22 protein-coding genes are annotated in these 18,764 nt (G+C 61.4%); 9 read left to right on the top strand and 13 right to left on the bottom strand.

What is annotated here, in order from left to right:
* Position 1: 1 nt before the first annotated feature.
* The 3 genes from PCS43_RS18610 (at position 2) to PCS43_RS18600 (ending at position 1,897) form a co-directional block, all read left to right on the top strand.
* The gene (locus PCS43_RS18610; RefSeq protein ID WP_270923080.1) at positions 2 to 832 is read left to right on the top strand and encodes a mycofactocin-coupled SDR family oxidoreductase; all 831 of its coding nucleotides are present in this window, start codon (positions 2 to 4) and stop codon (positions 830 to 832) included.
* A 115-nt stretch (positions 833 to 947) separates the two neighbouring features.
* Complete coding sequence (locus PCS43_RS18605) at positions 948 to 1,250, top strand: hypothetical protein (RefSeq protein WP_007726715.1); 303 nt, start codon at positions 948 to 950, stop codon at positions 1,248 to 1,250.
* Positions 1,247 to 1,897, top strand: a complete 651-nt coding sequence (locus PCS43_RS18600; protein WP_003944437.1) for a hypothetical protein — start codon at positions 1,247 to 1,249, stop codon at positions 1,895 to 1,897. The genes PCS43_RS18605 and PCS43_RS18600 overlap by 4 nt, the downstream gene beginning before the upstream one ends.
* Before the next feature lie 21 nt (positions 1,898 to 1,918).
* Here PCS43_RS18600 and PCS43_RS18595 read toward each other — a convergent pair whose 3' ends face one another.
* Complete coding sequence (locus tag PCS43_RS18595; protein WP_054187130.1) at positions 1,919 to 3,352, bottom strand: FAD-dependent oxidoreductase; 1,434 nt, start codon at positions 3,350 to 3,352, stop codon at positions 1,919 to 1,921.
* Positions 3,353 to 3,775: 423 nt separating this feature from the next.
* Between PCS43_RS18595 and PCS43_RS18590 the strand changes: the two genes are divergently transcribed.
* On the top strand, positions 3,776 to 4,087 hold the full coding sequence (locus PCS43_RS18590) for an STAS domain-containing protein (protein WP_228232503.1): 312 nt from the start codon (positions 3,776 to 3,778) through the stop codon (positions 4,085 to 4,087).
* Positions 4,088 to 4,323: 236 nt separating this feature from the next.
* Positions 4,324 to 5,595 (top strand): EAL domain-containing protein, encoded by a 1,272-nt coding sequence (locus tag PCS43_RS18585; RefSeq protein WP_209907899.1) that lies wholly within the window; start codon positions 4,324 to 4,326, stop codon positions 5,593 to 5,595.
* 57 nt (positions 5,596 to 5,652) lie between these two features.
* Here PCS43_RS18585 and PCS43_RS18580 read toward each other — a convergent pair whose 3' ends face one another.
* Complete coding sequence (locus PCS43_RS18580; protein ID WP_003944403.1) at positions 5,653 to 5,895, bottom strand: hypothetical protein; 243 nt, start codon at positions 5,893 to 5,895, stop codon at positions 5,653 to 5,655.
* Between the two features lie 72 nt (positions 5,896 to 5,967).
* Complete coding sequence (locus PCS43_RS18575; RefSeq protein ID WP_209907901.1) at positions 5,968 to 7,338, bottom strand: cytochrome P450; 1,371 nt, start codon at positions 7,336 to 7,338, stop codon at positions 5,968 to 5,970.
* A gap of 91 nt (positions 7,339 to 7,429) precedes the next feature.
* Here PCS43_RS18575 and PCS43_RS18570 point away from each other — a divergent pair, with 91 nt between their 5' ends.
* The gene (locus PCS43_RS18570) at positions 7,430 to 8,050 is read left to right on the top strand and encodes a TetR/AcrR family transcriptional regulator (protein ID WP_054827522.1); all 621 of its coding nucleotides are present in this window, start codon (positions 7,430 to 7,432) and stop codon (positions 8,048 to 8,050) included.
* A 31-nt stretch (positions 8,051 to 8,081) separates the two neighbouring features.
* Here PCS43_RS18570 and PCS43_RS18565 read toward each other — a convergent pair whose 3' ends face one another.
* Positions 8,082 to 8,705 carry an AAA family ATPase gene (locus PCS43_RS18565; protein WP_042924159.1) on the bottom strand — a complete coding sequence of 208 codons (624 nt, stop codon included), beginning with the start codon at positions 8,703 to 8,705 and terminating at the stop codon, positions 8,082 to 8,084.
* On the bottom strand, positions 8,702 to 9,136 hold the full coding sequence (locus tag PCS43_RS18560; protein ID WP_245361409.1) for a nucleotidyltransferase domain-containing protein: 435 nt from the start codon (positions 9,134 to 9,136) through the stop codon (positions 8,702 to 8,704). Before PCS43_RS18560 ends, PCS43_RS18565 begins: the two co-directional genes overlap by 4 nt.
* Before the next feature lie 119 nt (positions 9,137 to 9,255).
* On the opposite strand from PCS43_RS18560, the gene PCS43_RS18555 reads away from it, so the two are divergent.
* Positions 9,256 to 9,741, top strand: a complete 486-nt coding sequence (locus PCS43_RS18555; RefSeq protein ID WP_003944338.1) for a flavodoxin family protein — start codon at positions 9,256 to 9,258, stop codon at positions 9,739 to 9,741.
* Here PCS43_RS18555 and PCS43_RS18550 read toward each other — a convergent pair.
* From PCS43_RS18550 to PCS43_RS18540, 3 genes are all read right to left on the bottom strand, one after another.
* Positions 9,714 to 9,959 (bottom strand): hypothetical protein, encoded by a 246-nt coding sequence (locus tag PCS43_RS18550; RefSeq protein ID WP_007726731.1) that lies wholly within the window; start codon positions 9,957 to 9,959, stop codon positions 9,714 to 9,716. The two genes, PCS43_RS18555 and PCS43_RS18550, sit on opposite strands and share 28 nt — an antisense overlap.
* Complete coding sequence (locus PCS43_RS18545; protein ID WP_209907908.1) at positions 9,959 to 10,345, bottom strand: nuclear transport factor 2 family protein; 387 nt, start codon at positions 10,343 to 10,345, stop codon at positions 9,959 to 9,961. Before PCS43_RS18545 ends, PCS43_RS18550 begins: the two co-directional genes overlap by 1 nt.
* A 112-nt stretch (positions 10,346 to 10,457) precedes the next feature.
* Positions 10,458 to 10,958 carry a flavin reductase family protein gene (locus PCS43_RS18540; RefSeq protein ID WP_007726733.1) on the bottom strand — a complete coding sequence of 167 codons (501 nt, stop codon included), beginning with the start codon at positions 10,956 to 10,958 and terminating at the stop codon, positions 10,458 to 10,460.
* A gap of 240 nt (positions 10,959 to 11,198) precedes the next feature.
* Here PCS43_RS18540 and PCS43_RS18535 point away from each other — a divergent pair, with 240 nt between their 5' ends.
* The gene (locus tag PCS43_RS18535; protein WP_003944324.1) at positions 11,199 to 11,900 is read left to right on the top strand and encodes a PadR family transcriptional regulator; all 702 of its coding nucleotides are present in this window, start codon (positions 11,199 to 11,201) and stop codon (positions 11,898 to 11,900) included.
* Position 11,901: 1 nt separating this feature from the next.
* Here the strand turns inward: PCS43_RS18535 and PCS43_RS18530 are convergent, their stop codons facing one another.
* The 5 genes from PCS43_RS18530 to PCS43_RS18510 all read right to left on the bottom strand — a co-directional run bounded on the left by PCS43_RS18530 (position 11,902) and on the right by PCS43_RS18510 (position 16,967).
* The gene (locus tag PCS43_RS18530) at positions 11,902 to 12,684 is read right to left on the bottom strand and encodes an IclR family transcriptional regulator (protein WP_007726735.1); all 783 of its coding nucleotides are present in this window, start codon (positions 12,682 to 12,684) and stop codon (positions 11,902 to 11,904) included.
* Positions 12,685 to 12,914: 230 nt separating this feature from the next.
* A complete protein-coding gene (gene bphC, locus PCS43_RS18525; RefSeq protein WP_270923079.1) occupies positions 12,915 to 13,826 on the bottom strand; it encodes a biphenyl-2,3-diol 1,2-dioxygenase in 912 nt (303 codons plus the stop codon).
* 39 nt (positions 13,827 to 13,865) lie between these two features.
* Positions 13,866 to 15,047, bottom strand: a complete 1,182-nt coding sequence (locus PCS43_RS18520) for an acyl-CoA dehydrogenase family protein (protein WP_003944352.1) — start codon at positions 15,045 to 15,047, stop codon at positions 13,866 to 13,868.
* Positions 15,048 to 15,098: 51 nt separating this feature from the next.
* Entirely contained in the window at positions 15,099 to 16,295 is a 1,197-nt protein-coding gene (locus tag PCS43_RS18515) for a Rieske 2Fe-2S domain-containing protein (RefSeq protein WP_003944428.1), read from the bottom strand.
* A gap of 126 nt (positions 16,296 to 16,421) precedes the next feature.
* Positions 16,422 to 16,967, bottom strand: a complete 546-nt coding sequence (locus tag PCS43_RS18510; RefSeq protein ID WP_007726737.1) for a hypothetical protein — start codon at positions 16,965 to 16,967, stop codon at positions 16,422 to 16,424.
* Positions 16,968 to 17,189: 222 nt separating this feature from the next.
* Here PCS43_RS18510 and PCS43_RS18505 point away from each other — a divergent pair, with 222 nt between their 5' ends.
* Positions 17,190 to 18,764, top strand: coding sequence for an AMP-binding protein (locus tag PCS43_RS18505; protein ID WP_031332006.1), 1,575 nt, complete (start codon positions 17,190 to 17,192; stop codon positions 18,762 to 18,764).

Genomic DNA, 18,764 nt, shown 5'->3' with positions numbered 1-18,764 from the left:
GATGACTTCTCGATTGGAAGGCAAGATCGCGCTGATCACGGGTGCGGCACGAGGAATCGGGCGGGCTCAGGCCGTGCGTTTTGCCGAAGAGGGCGCGGACATCATCGCGGTCGACGTGTGCACTTCGGTGGAAACCACAGTCACGCCGCCCGCGACGGAGGCCGATCTCGATGAGACAGTGGCGCAGATCCGGGCGCTGGGGCGAAAGGTCGAATCTGCGGTAGTGGACGTTCGGGATCTCGAGGCACTACGCAGTGCCGTGGACTCGGCCGTCGGAACGCTCGGTGGTCTCGACATCGTCTGCGCTACAGCTGGTATCACGTCCTCCGACGGGGCCCTGACCATGTCGGAAACGATGTGGCAGACCATGCTGGACGTCAATCTGACTGGCGTGTGGCACACCACGACCGTCGCGGCTCCGCACTTGATCGCGCGGGGCGGGGGATCGATGACACTCACAAGCTCCATCGCCGGACTTCGGGGGCTGGTCGGAGTCGCGCACTACACCGCAGCCAAGCATGGAGTCGTTGGTCTGATGCGTTCGCTGGCAAAGGAACTGGCTCCGCACAACGTACGCGTCAATACGGTCCATCCCACCAACGTCGACACCCACATGATTCAAAACCCGTTGGTGCGCGGCAAGTTCCGCCCCGATCTCGAGAACCCGACGCGCGAAGAATTTGCTGCCGCAGCGATGACGATGAACATGCTCGCCATTCCGTGGATCGAACCGGTGGACGTAGCGAACGCTGCTCTGTTCCTGTCTTCCGACGAGGCTCGCTACATCACGTCGGTCGCCCTGCCGGTGGATGCAGGAAGTTCGTCCCGCTGAGGTTTCGAACAGCTGAAATCTTGAACAGCTGAAATCTTGAACAGCTGAGGTTTTGACACGCTGAGTTCCGCCACGGTGTGTAGCGTCGGTTTCACCTAACCGAAAGGCGTACACCGTGGCGGAACGGCGCTATCTGGAAGTCACCGTCGGGACCAACATCGTGATGGTCCTCGACCACCGCACGGTGGAGGTCTTCGACCGCACCGCCGCGAGCACGAGCGAAGTGGCTCGTTGGCATGTCGAACACATTGCGGTGAAGGCGAAACCGTCGAAGTCGGGACTGAAACTCACCATCGGGAACAGGCTCGCCGACGACTCGATCGCGGTAGCGGGTCCACGGGCATCGCTGACTGTTCCGCCGGAGAACGAGGCAGCCGTCATCGCGTTCTTCGACGAGGTCAAGGCTGCTCGGGTGTGAATCGGCAGAAGACCTTCGGCGCGGATGATTCGGGTTCTCTAGTCGAGCACGTCGTGCGCTGCCACGAAGATCGGGCCGGACGCACTTTTGTCGGGATCTCGGGAATCGAGGCTTCCGGAAAATCGACGATCGCGGACGAGTTGGCTGCCGGTATCTCGAAGTCGGGCCATGACTTCATCATGATCCATGGGGACGAGTTCTCGACTGCGAAAGCGGTACGGAACAAAGATCCTGACACGGTGCGTGGGTATCTCGAGGATGCGTACGACTATTCGAACCTGAGTAGCCGTGTGATGGTGCCGCTACGGTTGGCCGAAGTTACCGAAATCTCCTACGTCTCGACTGATCCGGAGACAGACGAATCGGTGGTGTCGAAGCCACGAGTCCCGGATCGCGCCATTGTGATCGTCGAGGGAGTGCTGCTTTTTCGCGGACTGATGCGAGATCAGTTCGACCTACGAATCTGGGTTGAAGCAAGCTTCGACGAGTCCTTGCGGCGTGCGAAGGGACGTCCGCGCGATGTGAGCTATTACGGGACGGCCGAGGCGATAGCGTCCCGGTACGAATCCCGGTTTCATCCGGCGCAGAGGATTCATCTGCGTGACGATCGACCACAACTGACCAGCCACGTAATCGTGCGTGGCTAGTCAGTCGAAAGGCCGGCGATATCAAGCTTTACGCGCGGCGGCATGGGCCCCGGCGACACGGCCGAATGCGAAGGCGTCGGCAATGTGGAATCCGCCGTCCTTCGCCGCGCTGTAGGTGGAACTGACCGCGCCCGCGGCGTAGAGGCCAGGAATTGGATTGCGGGCAGTATCGAGTACGCGGGAATGACCGTCGCGGCGCGGCCCACCGCTACTCCATCCCAGCAGTGGCGACCCGGAGACGGCGTAGAACGGAGCGGTAGCCACCGGGGCCAAAGTTTCGGGATTGCGGCCGAACGAATGGTCGATGCCGTCCGCGCACGCCTCGTTGTAGCGTCGCACGCTCGTTTCCACGACTGTTGGGTCCAGTCCGAGTTTCTCGGCGAGTTCGGCGAGCGTGTCCGCCTTTAGGATCCATCCCTTGTCGATCTCGGCTTGATTGTCCGAGCTCCACTCGTACCCTTCGTCGAGAACCCTGTGGCCGACGGGCAGTGCGTCGCGGCCGGGGCTCAGCTGTCCGGCCAACCTCATCGTCTCGTCGAAGACGACGTTCATCGGTTGCACCGGAAAGTGTTGGTAAGAACCCTCTCTGAACACATGACCATGCCGCATTTCGGCTGACTCGTCGGTGAAGCGTCTACCTTCCCGGCTGAGGAACACATAGTTGTGCGCGTTCCACAGTGCGAGGAAGAATCCTGTCGGATTCTCGAGGTCGCCGGGAATTCCCGTAATGGTCATCATGTTGTTCATGTGCCACAGATCGGCGCCCACGGCCTGTGCCATGCGGTGACCGTCGCCGGTTGCCGATGGTGAGCCCCAGATCTTCGGATTCTCCAGACGCAAGTAGTCGCGCACCATCGTCGGATTTGCTTCGAATCCTCCGGTGGCAAGGATGACGCCCCGGCGTGCCTGGATCTGCGAAGTCTTTTCACCCGAACGGATCTCGACTCCGGTCACCGCTCCGGATTCATCCGTCAGCAGTCCGGTGGCTTCGGTGTCGAATAGTGTTGTGACGCCGCGTTCAGCGAGAGCGGAGACGAGGAACCGGTAGAGAAGTTCATTGCCCATCTTCCCTTCGACGGTGTCCATCCCTGCGTAACAAGAACTTCCGTCAAGTTCGGCGAACTCTGCCGCGGAATGGAAATCGCCGGTCATCGCTACAGTTGCACCCAGACTGCGGATCCAGTCGGACAGTCCGTGAGTGTTCTCGGCCCAGGCATCGATGACGTCCTCGGCAACGGGGAACTCCCCGTTCAACGAACGCAGGAAGGTTCGGGCGGCAGCGGGGTCCTGGTTGACGAACCATCCACTGCCGGACAGTCGAGTGTTGCCGCCCGCGGAATCAGGTCCGCTCTTTTCCAGAATCACGACCGATGCGCCGTCGGCGTGCGCTTGGAGCGCTGCGGCCGATCCGGCAGCGCCCGATCCGATGACGAGTACGTCGACAATGTTATCCATGTCACAGAAGGTATTGCGGAATGGTGGTGCGGCGAACCCACCTTCCCGATGAGCGAGAAAGCCAGTGGTCGACGCCGCAGAGACGTCGCCCCGCAGGCACGTCGGGGGCCAGGCGAGGTAGCGGTTCAGTGCGTCGGGGGTGGCGCCAAAAGTGCGATATCGCGCTGTGACGTTTTCGAGACCCTAGCGTTATAGATGTGGTTGTGTCGGCGAAACCTGCCGGTGGCAGAGTTCGTCTGGAACGCAGTGACCGACACGGTTGGTTATCCGACGCACAGTGATTCATCGCTGATTCGGGCGGTGGGGCACGCCGAGTCCAGACAAGAGGCTTTCATGACTACGATCAACGAACGTTCTTCAGCTGCAAATGTTCTCGATCTCTTTGACAGCGCCGGCCGAGAAGGGCATCGGTACAGTATCGACGTGGAAAGCTACACCCCTTCGTATGCGGTACTGAGACTTGCCGGAGAATTGGACATGGGTCAGCGGGTGGAATTGGTGCACGCGCTCGACCGACTTCTCCTGGTCGGAACCGATATTCACGTCGATCTCTCCGGCGTGACCTTCATGTCGTCCGGAGTGGCGAATGCCGTTGTCGATGCTGCGGGGCGTGGCAACAACCGCATTCGCTTGTTTGCCCCGACGCGAGCGGTCTCCATGATCTTTCAGGCTCTCGGCGCCTCCGAACTCATTGCGGGCGATGCCACGTCGACTGCTGATGCTCTCGGTGCTTGAGCCGGAAACAACTCCCACGAACGATGTGAAGTGAGCAGTGCTCGATACGCGTTGACTTGGTATCTGGTCTGATCTGCGTGTCGATGTGCACTTTGCGGCGCGGGATCAGGTTGTCGTCACCGGGTTGCGCCGAGATTTGCGGTAGTCTCGTTCGGTGTCGAGCAGCCGGCGCTGCCATCGACGCGTCCGGCCGCATGAACGCTTGGTGGTCCCGACTCGTAGTGAAGAGCCACACCATGGCGTATGACACCAGCAACGGTTCGACATCGTCGAATTCTCCGATCACCCAGTTCTCCGATGTGATTGGTCTGGAAGTAAGCATGCAGTTCGCACCGATACGCCGCCTCGACGACCACGCACTTGCAGGCGCCGAGTTGCAATTGCGTGGGCCTGACAATTCCTCTCTGTGTTCGGCGCATGCCCTTCGTCGCGCCTCGCAATTGATGCAGCAACGCTCGGAATTCGACAGTCACAAACTGGCCATGTCCCGTACTGCACTCGCATGCACCGTCGCGGATCGCCTGCCGTTGCTGGTGGCAGTCGACTCGGCTTCCCGGGCAGCTCTGAACGCTCCTGGTGTCGAAGGAGCGACGAGAAATCTGCAACGGATCGTCATCACGGTTGACAGCGCATCGGTGCTTACCGATCCCCACAACTCTCTGGCAGTGATCAGAGAAGCCCGCGCGGGCGGGCGTCTGATTGCACTCGACGGTGTCGGCATCGACAGGCACTCGGCGACACTTCTGTCTTTGGTCGAACCCGACATCATTATCACTTCCGCTGAATTACTTTCCAAGGCAGCATATTTCGAAGTCGGAACGACGGTGCACGCGCTCGGCGCCTACGTCGAGCGATCGAACGCGATTATCCTTGCCGAGGGTGTCGACTCGGAATCGTCCCGTCTTGCCGCAATCACCATCGGAGCCACATACGGAACGGGTGAGTTGTATCCCGCAGTCGACGATCCGAGTTCACTGTTGTCCGAACCGGTCGTCGCGATGCCCGACAGTCCGGTGTGGAGTGATCCCATCCCCGACGTGGGCACTCCCTACTCGATCGTGTCTGCTCACAGCCGGATCCGGCGCGGTACCAAGCGTCTGTTGATCCAACTGAGTAAGTCTCTCGAAGCGCAAGCCGCCACATCGGGTTCCTCGATGCTTGTTCTGGGCACCTTTCAACAGGCCGAGCATTTCACCGCATCCACAACAGCACGGTGGCGTCACCTCGCCGATACCGTAGGGTTTGCCGGTGTCTACGGTGTCGGACTGTCCGTGATGCTCGACGGTAAAGTTCAACACGCACCGCTCGACCCGGGTGATGATCTCGTCAACGAGTGGACGGTCGTCACTCTGGGACCACACCATGCGGCGATGCTGTCGGCGCGAGATCTTCATGACAACGGTCCAGATCTCGAGCGGACCTTCGACTTCGTGCAAACCTACGATCGCACCACCGTCACCCAGGCAGCGCACTCTATTCTTCGTCGTTACCCCAAGACGAATTCGTGAACCCCGTACCGATGTTCTCGACGTTCGCCGCGAGCGCTGCCCGACCGGCGATCGTGGCTAAGGAGTGGCCGGGCGCCGCGCAGCACGTCTCTTTGCTGCAGAGTTGAGTAGATACCTTTCGGCGACCGTGTAGTCCGTGACGGTTGCGCCATCCGGCGCTGTGGTGTGGGTGAGCAGTTCGAGATAGCGGCGACGGAAGACATGGGCGTCGGATTCTGCGAGTAGGAACTCCGCCGCTGAGACGACCTCTGGTTTCGGAGCAGCGCGTGCATGCCGGTTTCGGGCGGGCCGAGTGCTCATGTTTTCCTCTGGATTTCGAAAGCGTCTGTGCCGGTAGTCATGTGCGAGTTGATCCTGACGTCTGTTCGGTCGCTACCGGTCATGAGAAGTCGTGAGTGGTTTCAGATCGATCGGCTGTCCGTCGGAGGGGAACGGCAAGGACATGTAGTTGAGAGGGGCGGTGTAGCCGGGCGCGACCTGCCAATCGAAGCGTGTGAGCAGGTGGTGCATGATCGTTTTGATTTCGACGCCGGCGAAGTGCATGCCGAGGCATTTGTGCACGCCTCCACCGAACGGTTCCCAGGCATACCGGTGCACCTTGTCTTCACGTCGGTGGTCCGCGAAACGTTCGGGATCGAAATGTTCGGGGTCGGGCCAGTACTGCGGCATGTGGTGAGTGAAATGTGGCACCACTGACACGTAGGTCCCAGCGGGTACGAAGTGGTCCTGTATCTGGGTGTCACACACCGCTCGGCGAGCCATGACCGGCACGGGAGCGACGAGTCGGAGGCATTCTTTCATCACCAGGTCCAAGCCGGCGAGTTGGTCGAGTTCGGCATAGCTCGGCGTCGACGTACTCAGTGCGAGTGATTCCGCCCGACATCTGTTCTGCCACTGAGGATTCTGGCCGAGATATTGCATCATTGTCGAGATGGTGATGGTGGAGGTGTCATGTGCGTCCATCAGCAGGAAGATCATGTGATCGATCACCTCGCCGTCGCTGAAGCGCTGTCCGGTGTCTGATTCGATGTGACAGAGAACGGAAAACAGGTCGTCGGTTTCGCGTGAACGGCGCGCAGGTAGGTAGCGGCGGAAGAAGTTTTCGAGGGTTCGGCGCCCGTCGAGGCCGCGCTTCCATCTGGTGCCGGGAACTCGATAACGGATCACCGAGGTTGCAGCTTGCACGCAATCGACGAAAGCTTTTTTCACAGAGTCGATTTCGCTTTCAGTGGTCCCTTCCGCGCCGCCCATGAAGATGTCGGTCGCGAGGTTGAGTGTGAGAGCTTTGAGAGCGGTGTAGGCGCGGAAGCCATCGGACGGAGTCCAGGCGTCGAGCGCGGAGGCGATCGCGGGATTCAGCACGTCCACGGTCTTTTCGAGACGCGATCTCGTGAAGGCTTGTTGCATGATGCGTCGTTGTCGTAGGTGCTCTTCGGAGTCGAGAAGCATCAGACCCCCGTGAAAGAAGGGACCGATGAGCACTGACCACCCGTCGCTGTTGACAAAAGCGCGGTCTTTGTTCTGGAGAACTTCTTGGCATGCGTCGGGCCCGAGGGCTGCGACCCATCGTCTACCGGCCATCGAGAACCACGAGACTTCGCCGTAACGATCCCAGCGTTTTTGCATCAGAGCGAGAGGGTCGCGGATGTATTCGAAAGTTTGCCCTATTCCGGGTAGTCCCGAGTTGCCTGAGATGGGACGCAACTGCGACCGGATGGGTGGAGCGGCCAGGATTTTCGACATCACGTACCTGCCTTCCGTTTGCATCTGACAGTGGCGCCTGTCAGATGGGGGTAGTCTGCGTCACAGTCGCGTCGTCTGTCAAGATCGACTCATGGCTTCTCCCACACCCCGTCGATATGCCGGTCTGAGTGGTGAGCAGCGGGCCGCGCTTCGGCGTGAAAGCTTGCTCGCAGCAGGACTGGACGTGTTTGCGGCCGCGGGCAGGCAGGGTGCCACCATGACCGCCATCTGTGCGCATGCGAAGCTGACAGAGCGATATTTCTACGAGAGTTTCGCCAGCAGGGACGAACTCCTCCAGCAGGTTTTCGACGGAATCGTCGACGAGGTGCGCGTGGCCGGAATGGCTGCACTCCGAACGACCGAGGGGACACGGGAGGAGCGCGTGCGGAGCGCCATTGCTTCGTTCGTCAACATCCTGACGGACGATCCTCGAAAAGGGCGTGTCGCGATGGTCGAGTCGGTGGCTTACGAGCCGCTGCGCACTCACCGGCGGGGAGCGCTGCGTGGGTTCGCGCAGATGGTGGCCGACGAGGCTGCGCTCTTGTACGGCGATCGAGCTTGGCCTCCCCATCAGGGTGAGATCAACGGATTACTGTTCGTGGGCGGCCTGGCCGAATTGGTGACGGCCTGGCTCAACGGCGAAATCGACATCACGCCCGCTGAGATCGTGGATGCCGCAACCTTCCAATTCACATCCACAGCGCACCGATGAAACGCGGGGCCGGCGATGCGGACTGCCAACTCTAGTGGGCGGCATGTGTCGTGATTCGAGGCAGTTTCGGGTCTGAATTGTCGATGACACTGTCCGCGCGGGTCCAGGGCTCTGCAGCCGCGAAGTACAGACGTTGGCCGCCGACATAACGGTTCATCGACGGGTGTTCCGGATCCGCGTTCGTTCCGTCGCGAAGGTTCATTCGCTCGGCGGTGATCTCGAAGGGCACGTCGAGAAAGATCGAATAGTCCCATCGGGAAGCAAATTCGTCCCGATGCAGAAAGAGTCCCTCGACGAGGACTACGGCTCCGTCGGCTGCATGCAAGTACGCGTCGCTGTCCCGTCGTGGTCGGTACTCGCGGTTACCTCCCGGTCTCAGAGGGGCGAGAACATGACGCTCGAGGGCGTCGTAGTCGTAGCTGTCGAGCCAGAAGCCTTCCGGTGACAGCCGACCTCTGCGATGGCGAATCTCCGGCGGATTGAGGAAGTCGTCGACGTGAATCACAATGGCGGGGCGTTCATTCAGCTGTGCTGCAAGACTTTTCGTGAATGTCGTCTTGCCGCTCCCGTCGACGCCGTCGATCGCGACGACGGGAGAGCCGCGCAGCGCGTTTATTTCGGCGGCCAAGGTCTCGAAGACCGTCTTGGTGCTCATCGAGCAGTTCTTCCCGCGCTCGTAGCGACGCGAAGAGGCCCGGTGTCGTACAGGATTCGGTGGCCGTCTTCGAGGACGCGTCGAGTGCCCGCGTCGAGCGGAAGGTCGGCCCAGCTCTCGCTCGCGAAATTCAGTTCGACGAGGAGGCCGGACCGTAGGCGGAAGCGTCGTTCTCGGACTGGCCCCCAGTTGGCGGCTCTGATGAATCGCGCGTCGGGGCGGAGCCGGTCGAACCAGTCTTCATTTGCGAGCGCGTTCGCGTCGTCGGCCGGGATCATCAGATCAAGATCACTCGCCATACGCTCCGCGCCGCGCGCGTAGGACCCGACCAGCGCTACAGCTTTGACGTCATCGTGCTCAGCGGCCCATCGTTCGACGTCGACGAGCAGCGCGTTCACCGCACGTCTTCGTCCCTTCAACCTTGCTGACATACCGGCATCATTCCCCATCGCCACCCTTCTCCGTAGCTTCGCCGGGGCCTCTATCCTGGAACTGTCAGTGACAAACCAGGCGGAGGGATGCGTATGTCCAAAATGAGAGAACTCAGCCGATGAAAGCAATCATCGTGTGTACCTCTGTCTCCCATGGCAATACGAAGCTGATCGCCGACGTCATCGGAGAAGTTCTCGATGCTCGCGTGGTCGAGCCCGGTGACATCGACGCCGCGCAGCTCGCCGACTACGACCTCGTGGGGTTCGGCTCCGGCATCTACCTACGCTCGTACCACGCAGATTTACGCTCGTTCGTCGAGGCACTCCCCGAAGAACGGCGATCCAAGGCTTTTGTCTTCGCCACCAGTGGTTTTCCTGACAAGGGGATTCATCGCTTCTCGCGTCCACTGGTTCAGTTGCTCGAACAGAAGGGCTTCGATGTGGTCGCAGCCTTCTCGTCCCGTGCGTGGGATACCTATCTCCCGTTCAAGCCGTTCGGCGGTATCCGGAAGGGGCGGCCGAACGCCGACGACCTGGAATCGGCGCGCATGTTCGCCGAAATGCTACGCGGAAGCGTTCAGGACAGCTTGCCCGGCACCGGGTAGCTGCGCAGGCTCATCTCCAGCTCACCGGCGTCGGCAAGGTCGTTGATCGTCTGGCGCAGAGCGCCACACGTCCGCTGAGCGTTGGCACGGCTGTTCGCGCGACCCAACTCCGGGCACACTTCCTGCGACTCTTCGAGCCATTGGACGCTGGTGTGCGCTTCGCTGTACTTCTCGACGAGGACACGGTTTCCGCAGTTGCGGCAACTGACCTGACGCATCAGCGTGCAATCAGATCGGCCGGTGACCAGAAGGCGCGCATGCTCGTGATCTTGGCGTCCTCGTCGAAAGTCATGACGTCGATCGGTTCGACCTCGTAGACCTGATCGCCCACCGGTGTGACGACGCGGAAGTGGAAGGCCGCGCTGGATCCGCTCACCCGCAAGGTAAGCAGTTCCGTCTCTTGCGAACCGCCCTCGAGAGCGCCGTAGAACTCGGTGATCGCGGCCTTGCCGACGCGGGGTTCGCTGCCGACCGGGTCTTCGAGCGTCGCGTTCTCGGCGTAGAGGGCGGCGATGTCCGCTGACGCTCCGCGAGCCACGGCGTCGAGGTAGGTGGTAACCGTCGCCGTGATCGCGGCCGTGGTGTCTGGTTCGAGAGTGGTCATCGAGTTAGTCCGATCAGTCGAGAAGTTCAGGGTCTGACAACTACTTCGGACGCTATCGGTGCGGGCTCGATTCGGCGCCGGCATCTCCCACGCAGCGGGACAGCCTGAGCACTCAGGCGTCGAAGCGTCCGAACCCGCCGCGGTAGAACAGAAGCGGACCGTCGTGGCGCAGCACGTTCAGATCGGTGATGCGTGCGACGACGATGGTGTGATCACCGGCGTCGTGCTCCTGCTCGACCGTTGCTTCGATGCGGGCGAGCGCGCCGCTCAGCGCCGGAGCACCGTTGCCGGCGGCATCCCACTCGACGCCGAGGAACTTGTCCGTCCCGCCGCGAGCGAACGCCGAACACATGTCCTGCTGATCGTGGGCGAGAACATTGATGCAGAGAGTTCCCGTTTCGCGAAGCTTCGGCCAACTTGTCGACGTCTTCGCCGGGCAGAACGAGAGCAACGGGGGATCAAGCGATACCGAGACCAGGGACTGGCAGGTGAAACCGAGGGGTGAATTTCCGTCGTGAGCGGTGATGACGGTGACGCCGGTGCAGAAATTGCTCATCACGTTGCGAAGTGTGCGTCCGTCCAGAACTGGCGGCTCGGCGTTTTCCACGGTCATGTCGTCTCCTTGTTCAAATCTTTTGTTCAAAACTCTGCAAACAGCTTCAGAAGCAACGATGTGTGGCGCCGCGGCCGTAATCCAGCGGCAGTCCCACTCAATGGCAGCAATGGCTTCTCGGCACGGGTCAGGACCGACCGAGTGGCAGGTGGTGGGGTTTCGAGCAAATTTGATCCCGCTCAGCGGTCCGTTCGGATTCTACGAAACCAGCAAATGACCAGTGATTGTTAGACTTCGGGCATGTCCGAACCTGATGACGTGTCCCGAGGACTTCCCGCTACCAGCTGGGCAGTGCTCGGGATGCTGACGTTCGGGGAGGAGCTGACCGGAAACGATTTGAAGAAGTGGGCTGACTGGAGTGTCGGCTTCTTCTATTGGAGCCCGTCCATCAGCCAGGTGTACGCAGAACTGAAGAAGCTCGAAAGCATCGGGTTCGTGGAGTCCCGGGTCGTCTCCGAACCAGGGGTGCGAGGCAAGCGCCTTTACTCCATTACTCAGTCAGGAACCGACGCCGTCCGGACGTGGTCACGGGAGGCACCGGTGGAAGTTCCGGTGCTCAAGCACGGTGTGATGTTGCGTCTGTGGATGGGACACCTCAACGAGCCCGAGCGACTGAAGGCGCTGGTGGAAGCCCACATCGCCAATGTCGAAGAGCAGATTCGACGCGCGAAACTCCACGCAGATCATGCCGAGAACGAGCCGGCCTGGTCGTTCCCGGTCATGACGTTGCGATGGTCGGAACGGTACTTCCGAGCCGAGATCGAACTTGCTCGCGAACTGCTCGACGACATCGATCGTGCGACCGCCGAGTTCGCGAACGTCGCCGAGCACGACCGACTGGGATCACCGTTGCCCTCGACGCCTGGCAAATGGAAGAACGTCGAGGAGTACGTGTTGGCGCTCGAGCAAGCCGGGCTCACCGGCAACGGTTCGAGTATCTGAGTCAGGCCCCGGCTGCGGTCGGCATGTTGCGCAGCAGATGACGACGTTGCAAAGTCGGAGTGACGCTCAGCGATCCGCCGTCGATGCCTCGCCAAATGGCAGCGGCCGCCATACGGACCGGCGCTGCGCTGACGTGGTCGAGGCGGAGGGCCTTCGACGGCGCGCAGATGGATACCGCGGCGACGGCGCGGCCGATGGGGCCGATCGGTGCCGCAAGACAGCTGAATCCCGGTAGGCCGTTTCCGGATTCGAAGGCCACCCCGGACTCGCGGATTCTGGCGAGGTGGGGCAGTGCGTAGCCCGAGGACTTCGGCGAACCGAACGCGAGCAGTGCCTGACCGATCGCAGTGGTCTCGGCGCGGCGTCGACCACCGACACGCGTCGGCACTGCGGCGGCGAGGCGTCCGCCGATCTTCTCCATGTAGACCACATCGGGCCCGTCGAGGATGCCGAGGTGAACCACGAATCCGGTGACTCGGTAGAGCTCATGGAGAAGGGGCATGGCTGCAGCGTGGAGGCGGTCCTGATGAACCGCGAGCGATCCCAGTTCGACGAGGCGCATACCGAGTTCGTAGTCACGGCCGTCGCGACGCAGCCAACGCATCGAGACGAGACGTTCGAGCATGCGGTGGGCAGACGAGCGGGGAAGGCCCGTGCTCCGAACGACTTGAGCGAGCGTCAACCTGCCGGGACCGTCGAAGGCGTCGAGAACCAGCGAGACGCGATCGAGAATTGCTGTCGGGGCCGAATCGGCGCCTAAAGCATCCACAGCCTGCAGTGTCATCGTGTACCTCACTTCTCTTAGAGCTCCACAACCAGTGAACTGGCTATTTCAATTAGAAATAGTGTCATAGAGTTACGGATTTGTGAAGTGGATCACCGGTCTGTTTTCGGGCGCGTCGCGGTGGAAACGACGAGGGGGTTTGCGCGAATGCTCGCGCAAACCCCCTCGTCGTTTAACTACTGGCAGGTATTACATCGCCACCGGCAGGTATTGATCGCCACCGGCGGGTACTACATAGCTGCCAGTGGTTCACTTCCGGACCAGTCGTGGCCCCAGTAGCTGTCAGCGGTGATCTCCTCGGAGGAGTACGAGTCCTGATCCACCCTCGCGCCCTCGGTGCCGAACTCGATGTCCCAGCCGCCGGGTGCGCGGACGTAGAAGGAGATCATCTTGTCGTTGGTGTGACGACCCAGGGTCGACGACACGGAGAATCCGTTCTTCATCACGCGGTCGAGTGCCTGGCCGACGGCGTCGAGGGTGTCCACCTCGACCATGATGTGAATCAGGCCGGGTGCGCCGCCGTGCGGTGCCGGGCACAGGGCCAAGCTGTGGTGACGCTCGTTGACGCCCATGAAACGGATTCGCAGCGGCCCGAATTCCGGCGGGGCCGGCAGGCGGAAGGCGCCGCGCGGGTAGAAGCCGAGCACCTCGGTGTAGAAGTCGAAGCTCGCAGCACTGTCCATGACGGGGAGTACGACGTGGCCGAGACCCTGTGAGCCGGTGACGAATCGAGCGCCGAAGGGCGTCACCACGGGGCTGTGGTCGAGGATCGCTCCGTGGAAGACCTCGATGGCTGCTCCGCCGGGATCGGTGAAGGCGATGACCTCTTCGACCCGTCGAGCATCTGCTTCGGCGAGCGAAAGCTGCTCGACCTCGGTGCCGTTCTTCTCGAGTGCTTCTTGAACGCGGCGCAGTGCGGCGTGGTCGGCGACCTCCCAACCGATGTTGACGATCTCGTCGCGCTCACCCTCGACGACGACGATGCGAGCAGCACGCTCGTCGAGTCGTAGGTAGAGCGCGTTCTCGTCCGGCCCACTGCCCTTGGCGAAGCCGAGAACGTCGAAAGCGAAAGTGCGCCAACGTGCCATGTCGTTGGTCGAGATCTTGACGTAGCCAAGTCCCTTGATGTCAGTGCGTGTCATCGTGTCTTTTTCCTGTCGATTTCTTGTGTCGAAGTCTGATCAGATCATCGCCCGCAGCGGACCCTGCGGGTCTGCGCCGAGACGGCTCAGTGATGCGGCGTGGAAAACGGTGCTCGGCACGTGAATTGCGTGATGCTGTCCAGCATGAGCATCGCGCCAGAATCGCTGAAGCGGCTTGTCCATCCGCAATGCGTTGCCACCGCAGCGTGGGTAGACCTGATCGATTGCGTTGACGGCGCGCCAGGCGGCCTGTACCTGAGTCTGACGTCCCTCCGCGCGCTGCTCGAAGGTCACTTCCTTGCCAGCGTCCACTCGATCCCACATGCGGTCGACGTTGGCAAGCAGGGTGTCGCGCGCAGCCCGGATGTCGGCGGTTGCCTGACCGATGGCGAACAAGGTGTACGGGTCGTCCTTGATCGCCGTGCCCTGCGCGTTGATGCGATCGGCTTGGTACTCGTTGGCGTGGAAGAGCATTCCCTCGCAGATGCCGATCGTGGCGGCGGTGATTCCGAGGGGGAAAATGTTCGACCACGGCATGAGGTACAGCGTCTCGGTGCGCCCGTACTTGCGCACTGCCGTGCCGTCGATGACCTCGTCGCAGTCCATGACGCGGTAATCGGGGACATACGCATCCTTGACTACGAGATCCTTGGAGCCGGTGCCGCGAAGTCCCATGACATCCCACGAGTCTTCGATGATCTCGTAGTCGGTGCGCGGAATGATCACATGGAGCATGCGCGGCGGCATCTCCATGTTGCCGTCCTTGTCGCACGCCATCGCGCCGAGGAATGCCCAGTCGCAATGGTCGGTACCGGAGGAGAACTGCCAGCGACCGGAGAACTTGTAGCCGCCGTCGGTGGGGATACACATTCCGCCGGGCATGTACGGCGATGCCATCCAGGTGTCGGGATCGGATCCCCAGATCTCCTGCTGCACCTTGGGATCCGCGAACGCGAGTTGCCACGGGTGAACTCCGACGATCCCGTGGACCCAGCCGGCCGACGGGTTCAGTGAAGCCATGCGCATGACGGTTTCGGCGAATTCGCGCGGATGCGCCTCCATGCCGCCATGCTCCTTGGGCTGCAGCATGCGGATGGAACCGATTGCCTTCATCTTCTTGGCGGTGTCGTCGGCCACCCGGCCGATCCGCTCGGCCTCGATGCCTTCGGCGAAGATGTCGTCGGCCATCGCGTTGATCTGTTCGAGCACTTCGTACGTCATGTTGTTCCTTGCATCCAGTCTGGTTGTCTCAGCAGTGTTTTCGACTGCGGATCAGGAGGTTGTCTCGAGTGCCTGGGCGTCGCGTGCGGCAACGTTTTCGGCGACTTCCCGCTTCCAGCTCTCCACTGCGCGGGTGGTGTCGATCTCGAATTCGAAGCGCTTCGTCATGTCTTCCGTGACATTCTCGACGTCGGTGTAGAACTGGTTGTACCAGCGACGCAACTGGTAAACCGGGCCGTCCTCCTCGGAGAGCAGTGGGTTGTCGATCGGAGCTTTGTTCTTCCAGATCTCCACGTCCTGAAGGAATCCCATCTCGACGCCCTCGGTGAACTGCGCGGCCATCGCGGCAGTGGACTCGTCGTCCATACCGGGTAGCTTCTTGACCATCGCGCCGTACTGCAGGACGAACGCATTGTTCGAGATCGGGTAGTGGCAGTTGATCAGGACGGTCTCGATGATCTGCCCGTTGGCTTCGCTCTTGATCCAGTCGATCATGTACGACGGTCCGAAATATGAAGCATCCGAACGGAGCACAGCGTTGGGATCGCCGTAGTTGGTGCCGCTGATGACGTCCTCACGTCCCACCGATTCCATGTACTGGCTCGCGACATGACCTTCGAAGATGTTCTTGAAGTACTTGGGGAACGAGTAGTGAACGTAGAAGAAGTGGGCCATGTCCACGACGTTGTCGACGATCTCGCGGCAATGAGAGCCTTCGATGGTGAGCGTGTTCCAGCTCCAGTCGCTCCACTCATCGCTTCCGAAGCCCTCGATGTCGGGGATCGTGACCTCGGCGGGCGGGGGATTTCCCTGGGGATCGTGCCAGACGAACAGCTGACCGTTCTTCTCGAGAGTGATCCATGCCCGCGTCTTGGCCAGCGGCGGAACGCGTCGTGCGTAGGGGATCGCCGTACATTTTCCGTTACCGCCCCAACGCCAGTCGTGGAACGGGCAGGCGATCGAATCGCCCTTGACGGTTCCGTGAGCAAGGTTGCCACCCATGTGGCGGCAGTATGCGTCGAGAATCTTGATGTCGCCCTTGCTGTCGGCGAAGACGACAAGGCTGGTGCCGAATGCCTCGATCTGGTGGGGCTGACCGTCGCGATAGGTATTGCTCAGTCCGAGGCAGTGCCATCCACGTGCGAACCGTGCGGGAGGCGCTGCCGCTTCGATTTCTCGAATTTCCTCGCCGGCGCCCGTCTGCGTCGGGGTGTCCGTAGTGGTGAGTGGGCCGGTTCCGAGTGCCATGTCTTCCTCCGAGCCGCGTCTTGCGACGCTCCAGTGATGTGATCCGTCTCATACAACGACGAAGCGTCCGCTGGAGATACGGCAGTTCCCGCTGGATGGAACGCCTACTCGGTGACCTGCAGAGATTCAGCTCGCGAGTGTCGCCACATCGTCGATCGCGTAAGTCGCCCAGGCCCGGGCAGTGACGACCCCAGCGGGATCGGTGGCGACCAGAGCTACGTCGGCCACGCTCTCGTGGTCCTTCTCGTACGTCGCGAGCACTGTCACGGAGCAGTGCAGATCTGCTCCCGTGGAAGTCGCGGTGGAACGTCCGCGGAAGCGTCGTAGTGACGCCGAGCCGTAACGACGAGCAGCGAAATCAGCAAGGGCGGCAACGGAATCGGTTCCGGTGCCCGCTGTCGGGACTTCCCGGACGAAGACCTCGGCCACCAGATGTCCGGTCTGGTCGTGGTATTCGGTGATCCGCTCGAGTGTCGAACTCAACGCCCTCACGGATCCGGTGAGCAGTGCGCCGGGATCGGGGCGTCCGAAGAACACGACGTCCTGCTCGACGACGGCCCCGTCGGGTGCCGAGCGCACGGTGCCGTACAACGAGTCGAAATCGGAGAGGAGCGTGGTGGCAGTACGCGGAGCAGTTGCCGTGAAGTGGGCGGTACCGAGGTTGGTAGTCATGACACTCTCCGTTGGACGCGACCGAGACGCTGTCGTCTCGGTGGGTACATCGACGCTAACCACCGCTCTCGCGGGTGACGACGGGCTTCCCGCTGATCGGGAGCATTCTCGGATTCGATCGAAGAGGTGGAACCTGTTCCAGTTTTGTGCAATTCTGGATATCGTATCCGTGACCGGGAGCACATCTCGATGACTGCACGCGCCGAGCAGAAGGAAGACCAGATGACAGACGAGTTCGCTGACCTGCACCGACCGGTATACGGTCCGGACCTGCTCATCACCGCTCTGGAACGCAATCACGACAAGCCCGCGCTGTACCTCGGCGACGTGATCCTCACCGGCGGTCAGATGCGCGATCAGATCAGCTGCTTCGCCCAGGCGCTCGCGTCTTTGGGAATCACTCAGGGCACCAGCACCGCGATGCTGTCGAAGAATCGCCCCGAGGTTCTGATCAGTATGGGCGCGACCATGATCACCGGCTGCCGGGCGAGCGCCTTGAACCCGATGGGATCGCTCGACGACCACAAGTACATCGTCGACGACGCCGAGATCGAGACGCTGATCTTCGATCCCAATGCCTTCGAAGAGCGCGCCGCCGAGTTGAAGGCGTCGTCACCCTCGTTGACCAACGTGCTCTCGATGGGGCCGTCCGAGGTGGGAATCGACATCCTCGCGCTGGCTGCCACGTTCGAGCCCGCGCCGCTGAAGGCAGCGCACGTCGACGCCGAAGACGCCAGCAGCATGGTTTACACCGGTGGAACGACCGGCAAGCCCAAAGGTGTTGTCGGATCCTTCCGTTCGGGTGCTGCGCTCAATCAGATCCAGATGTCGGAGTGGCAGTGGCCCGAGGACAACCGCTTCCTCATCTGCACGCCACTCTCACACGCAGGTGCAGCGTTCTTCATCCCGACCTTGCTGCGCGGCGGTGCGTTGATCGTCCTGCCTGCCTTCGAGCCAGGTGCTGTGCTCGAAGCGATCGAGAAGCACAAGATCACGGCAACCATGTTGGTGCCCACCATGATCTACATGCTCATGGACCACCCCGATCTGCCCAAGCGGGACGTCTCGAGTTTGCAGACGCTGTTTTACGGAGCGTCCGCGATGTCTCCCGCCAGACTGCAGGAGGGCATCAAGAAGTTCGGTCAGATCTTCTTCCAGTTCTACGGTCAGACCGAGTGCGGCATGACTATCTCGGTGCTGCGCAAGGAAGAACACCTCGCCGACGATCCGGCCCGCCTCGCCACGTGTGGGCGTCCGGTGCCGTGGCTCGACGTCCGGTTGCTCGACGACGACCTCAACGAGGTGCCGCAGGGAGAACTCGGTGAGATCTGCGTCCGTGGCCCGCTGATCATGAAGGGCTACTGGAAGAAGCCGGCCGAAACCGCCGAGGCGTTCCGGGGTGGTTGGCTGCACACCGGCGACATCGCGCGCAAGGACAAGGACGGGTTCATGTCCATCGTCGATCGCAAGAAGGACATGATCGTGACCGGTGGTTTCAACGTGTTCCCCCGCGAAATCGAAGACGTGATCTCGGCGCATCCGTCCGTCGCGTCGGTGGCGGTAGTCGGTGTGCCCGACGACAAGTGGGGCGAAGCCGTCAAGGCCTGTGTCGTACTTCGTGCCGGACTGACCGTCGACACCGAGGAACTGGTCGACAAGGTGAAGGCAGCCAAGGGTTCGGTTCACGCTCCCAAGAGCATCGACTTCGTGGATTCACTCCCGCTGACACCGCTGGGCAAGCTGGACAAGAAGGCGCTGCGCGCGCGGTACTGGGAGACCAGCGCCCGCGCGGTCTAG

The organism is Rhodococcus sp. C-2, from assembly GCF_027854095.1.
Lineage (GTDB): Bacteria > Actinomycetota > Actinomycetes > Mycobacteriales > Mycobacteriaceae > Rhodococcus_F > Rhodococcus_F qingshengii.
This window is presented reverse-complemented; position numbering and strand designations above follow the sequence as displayed.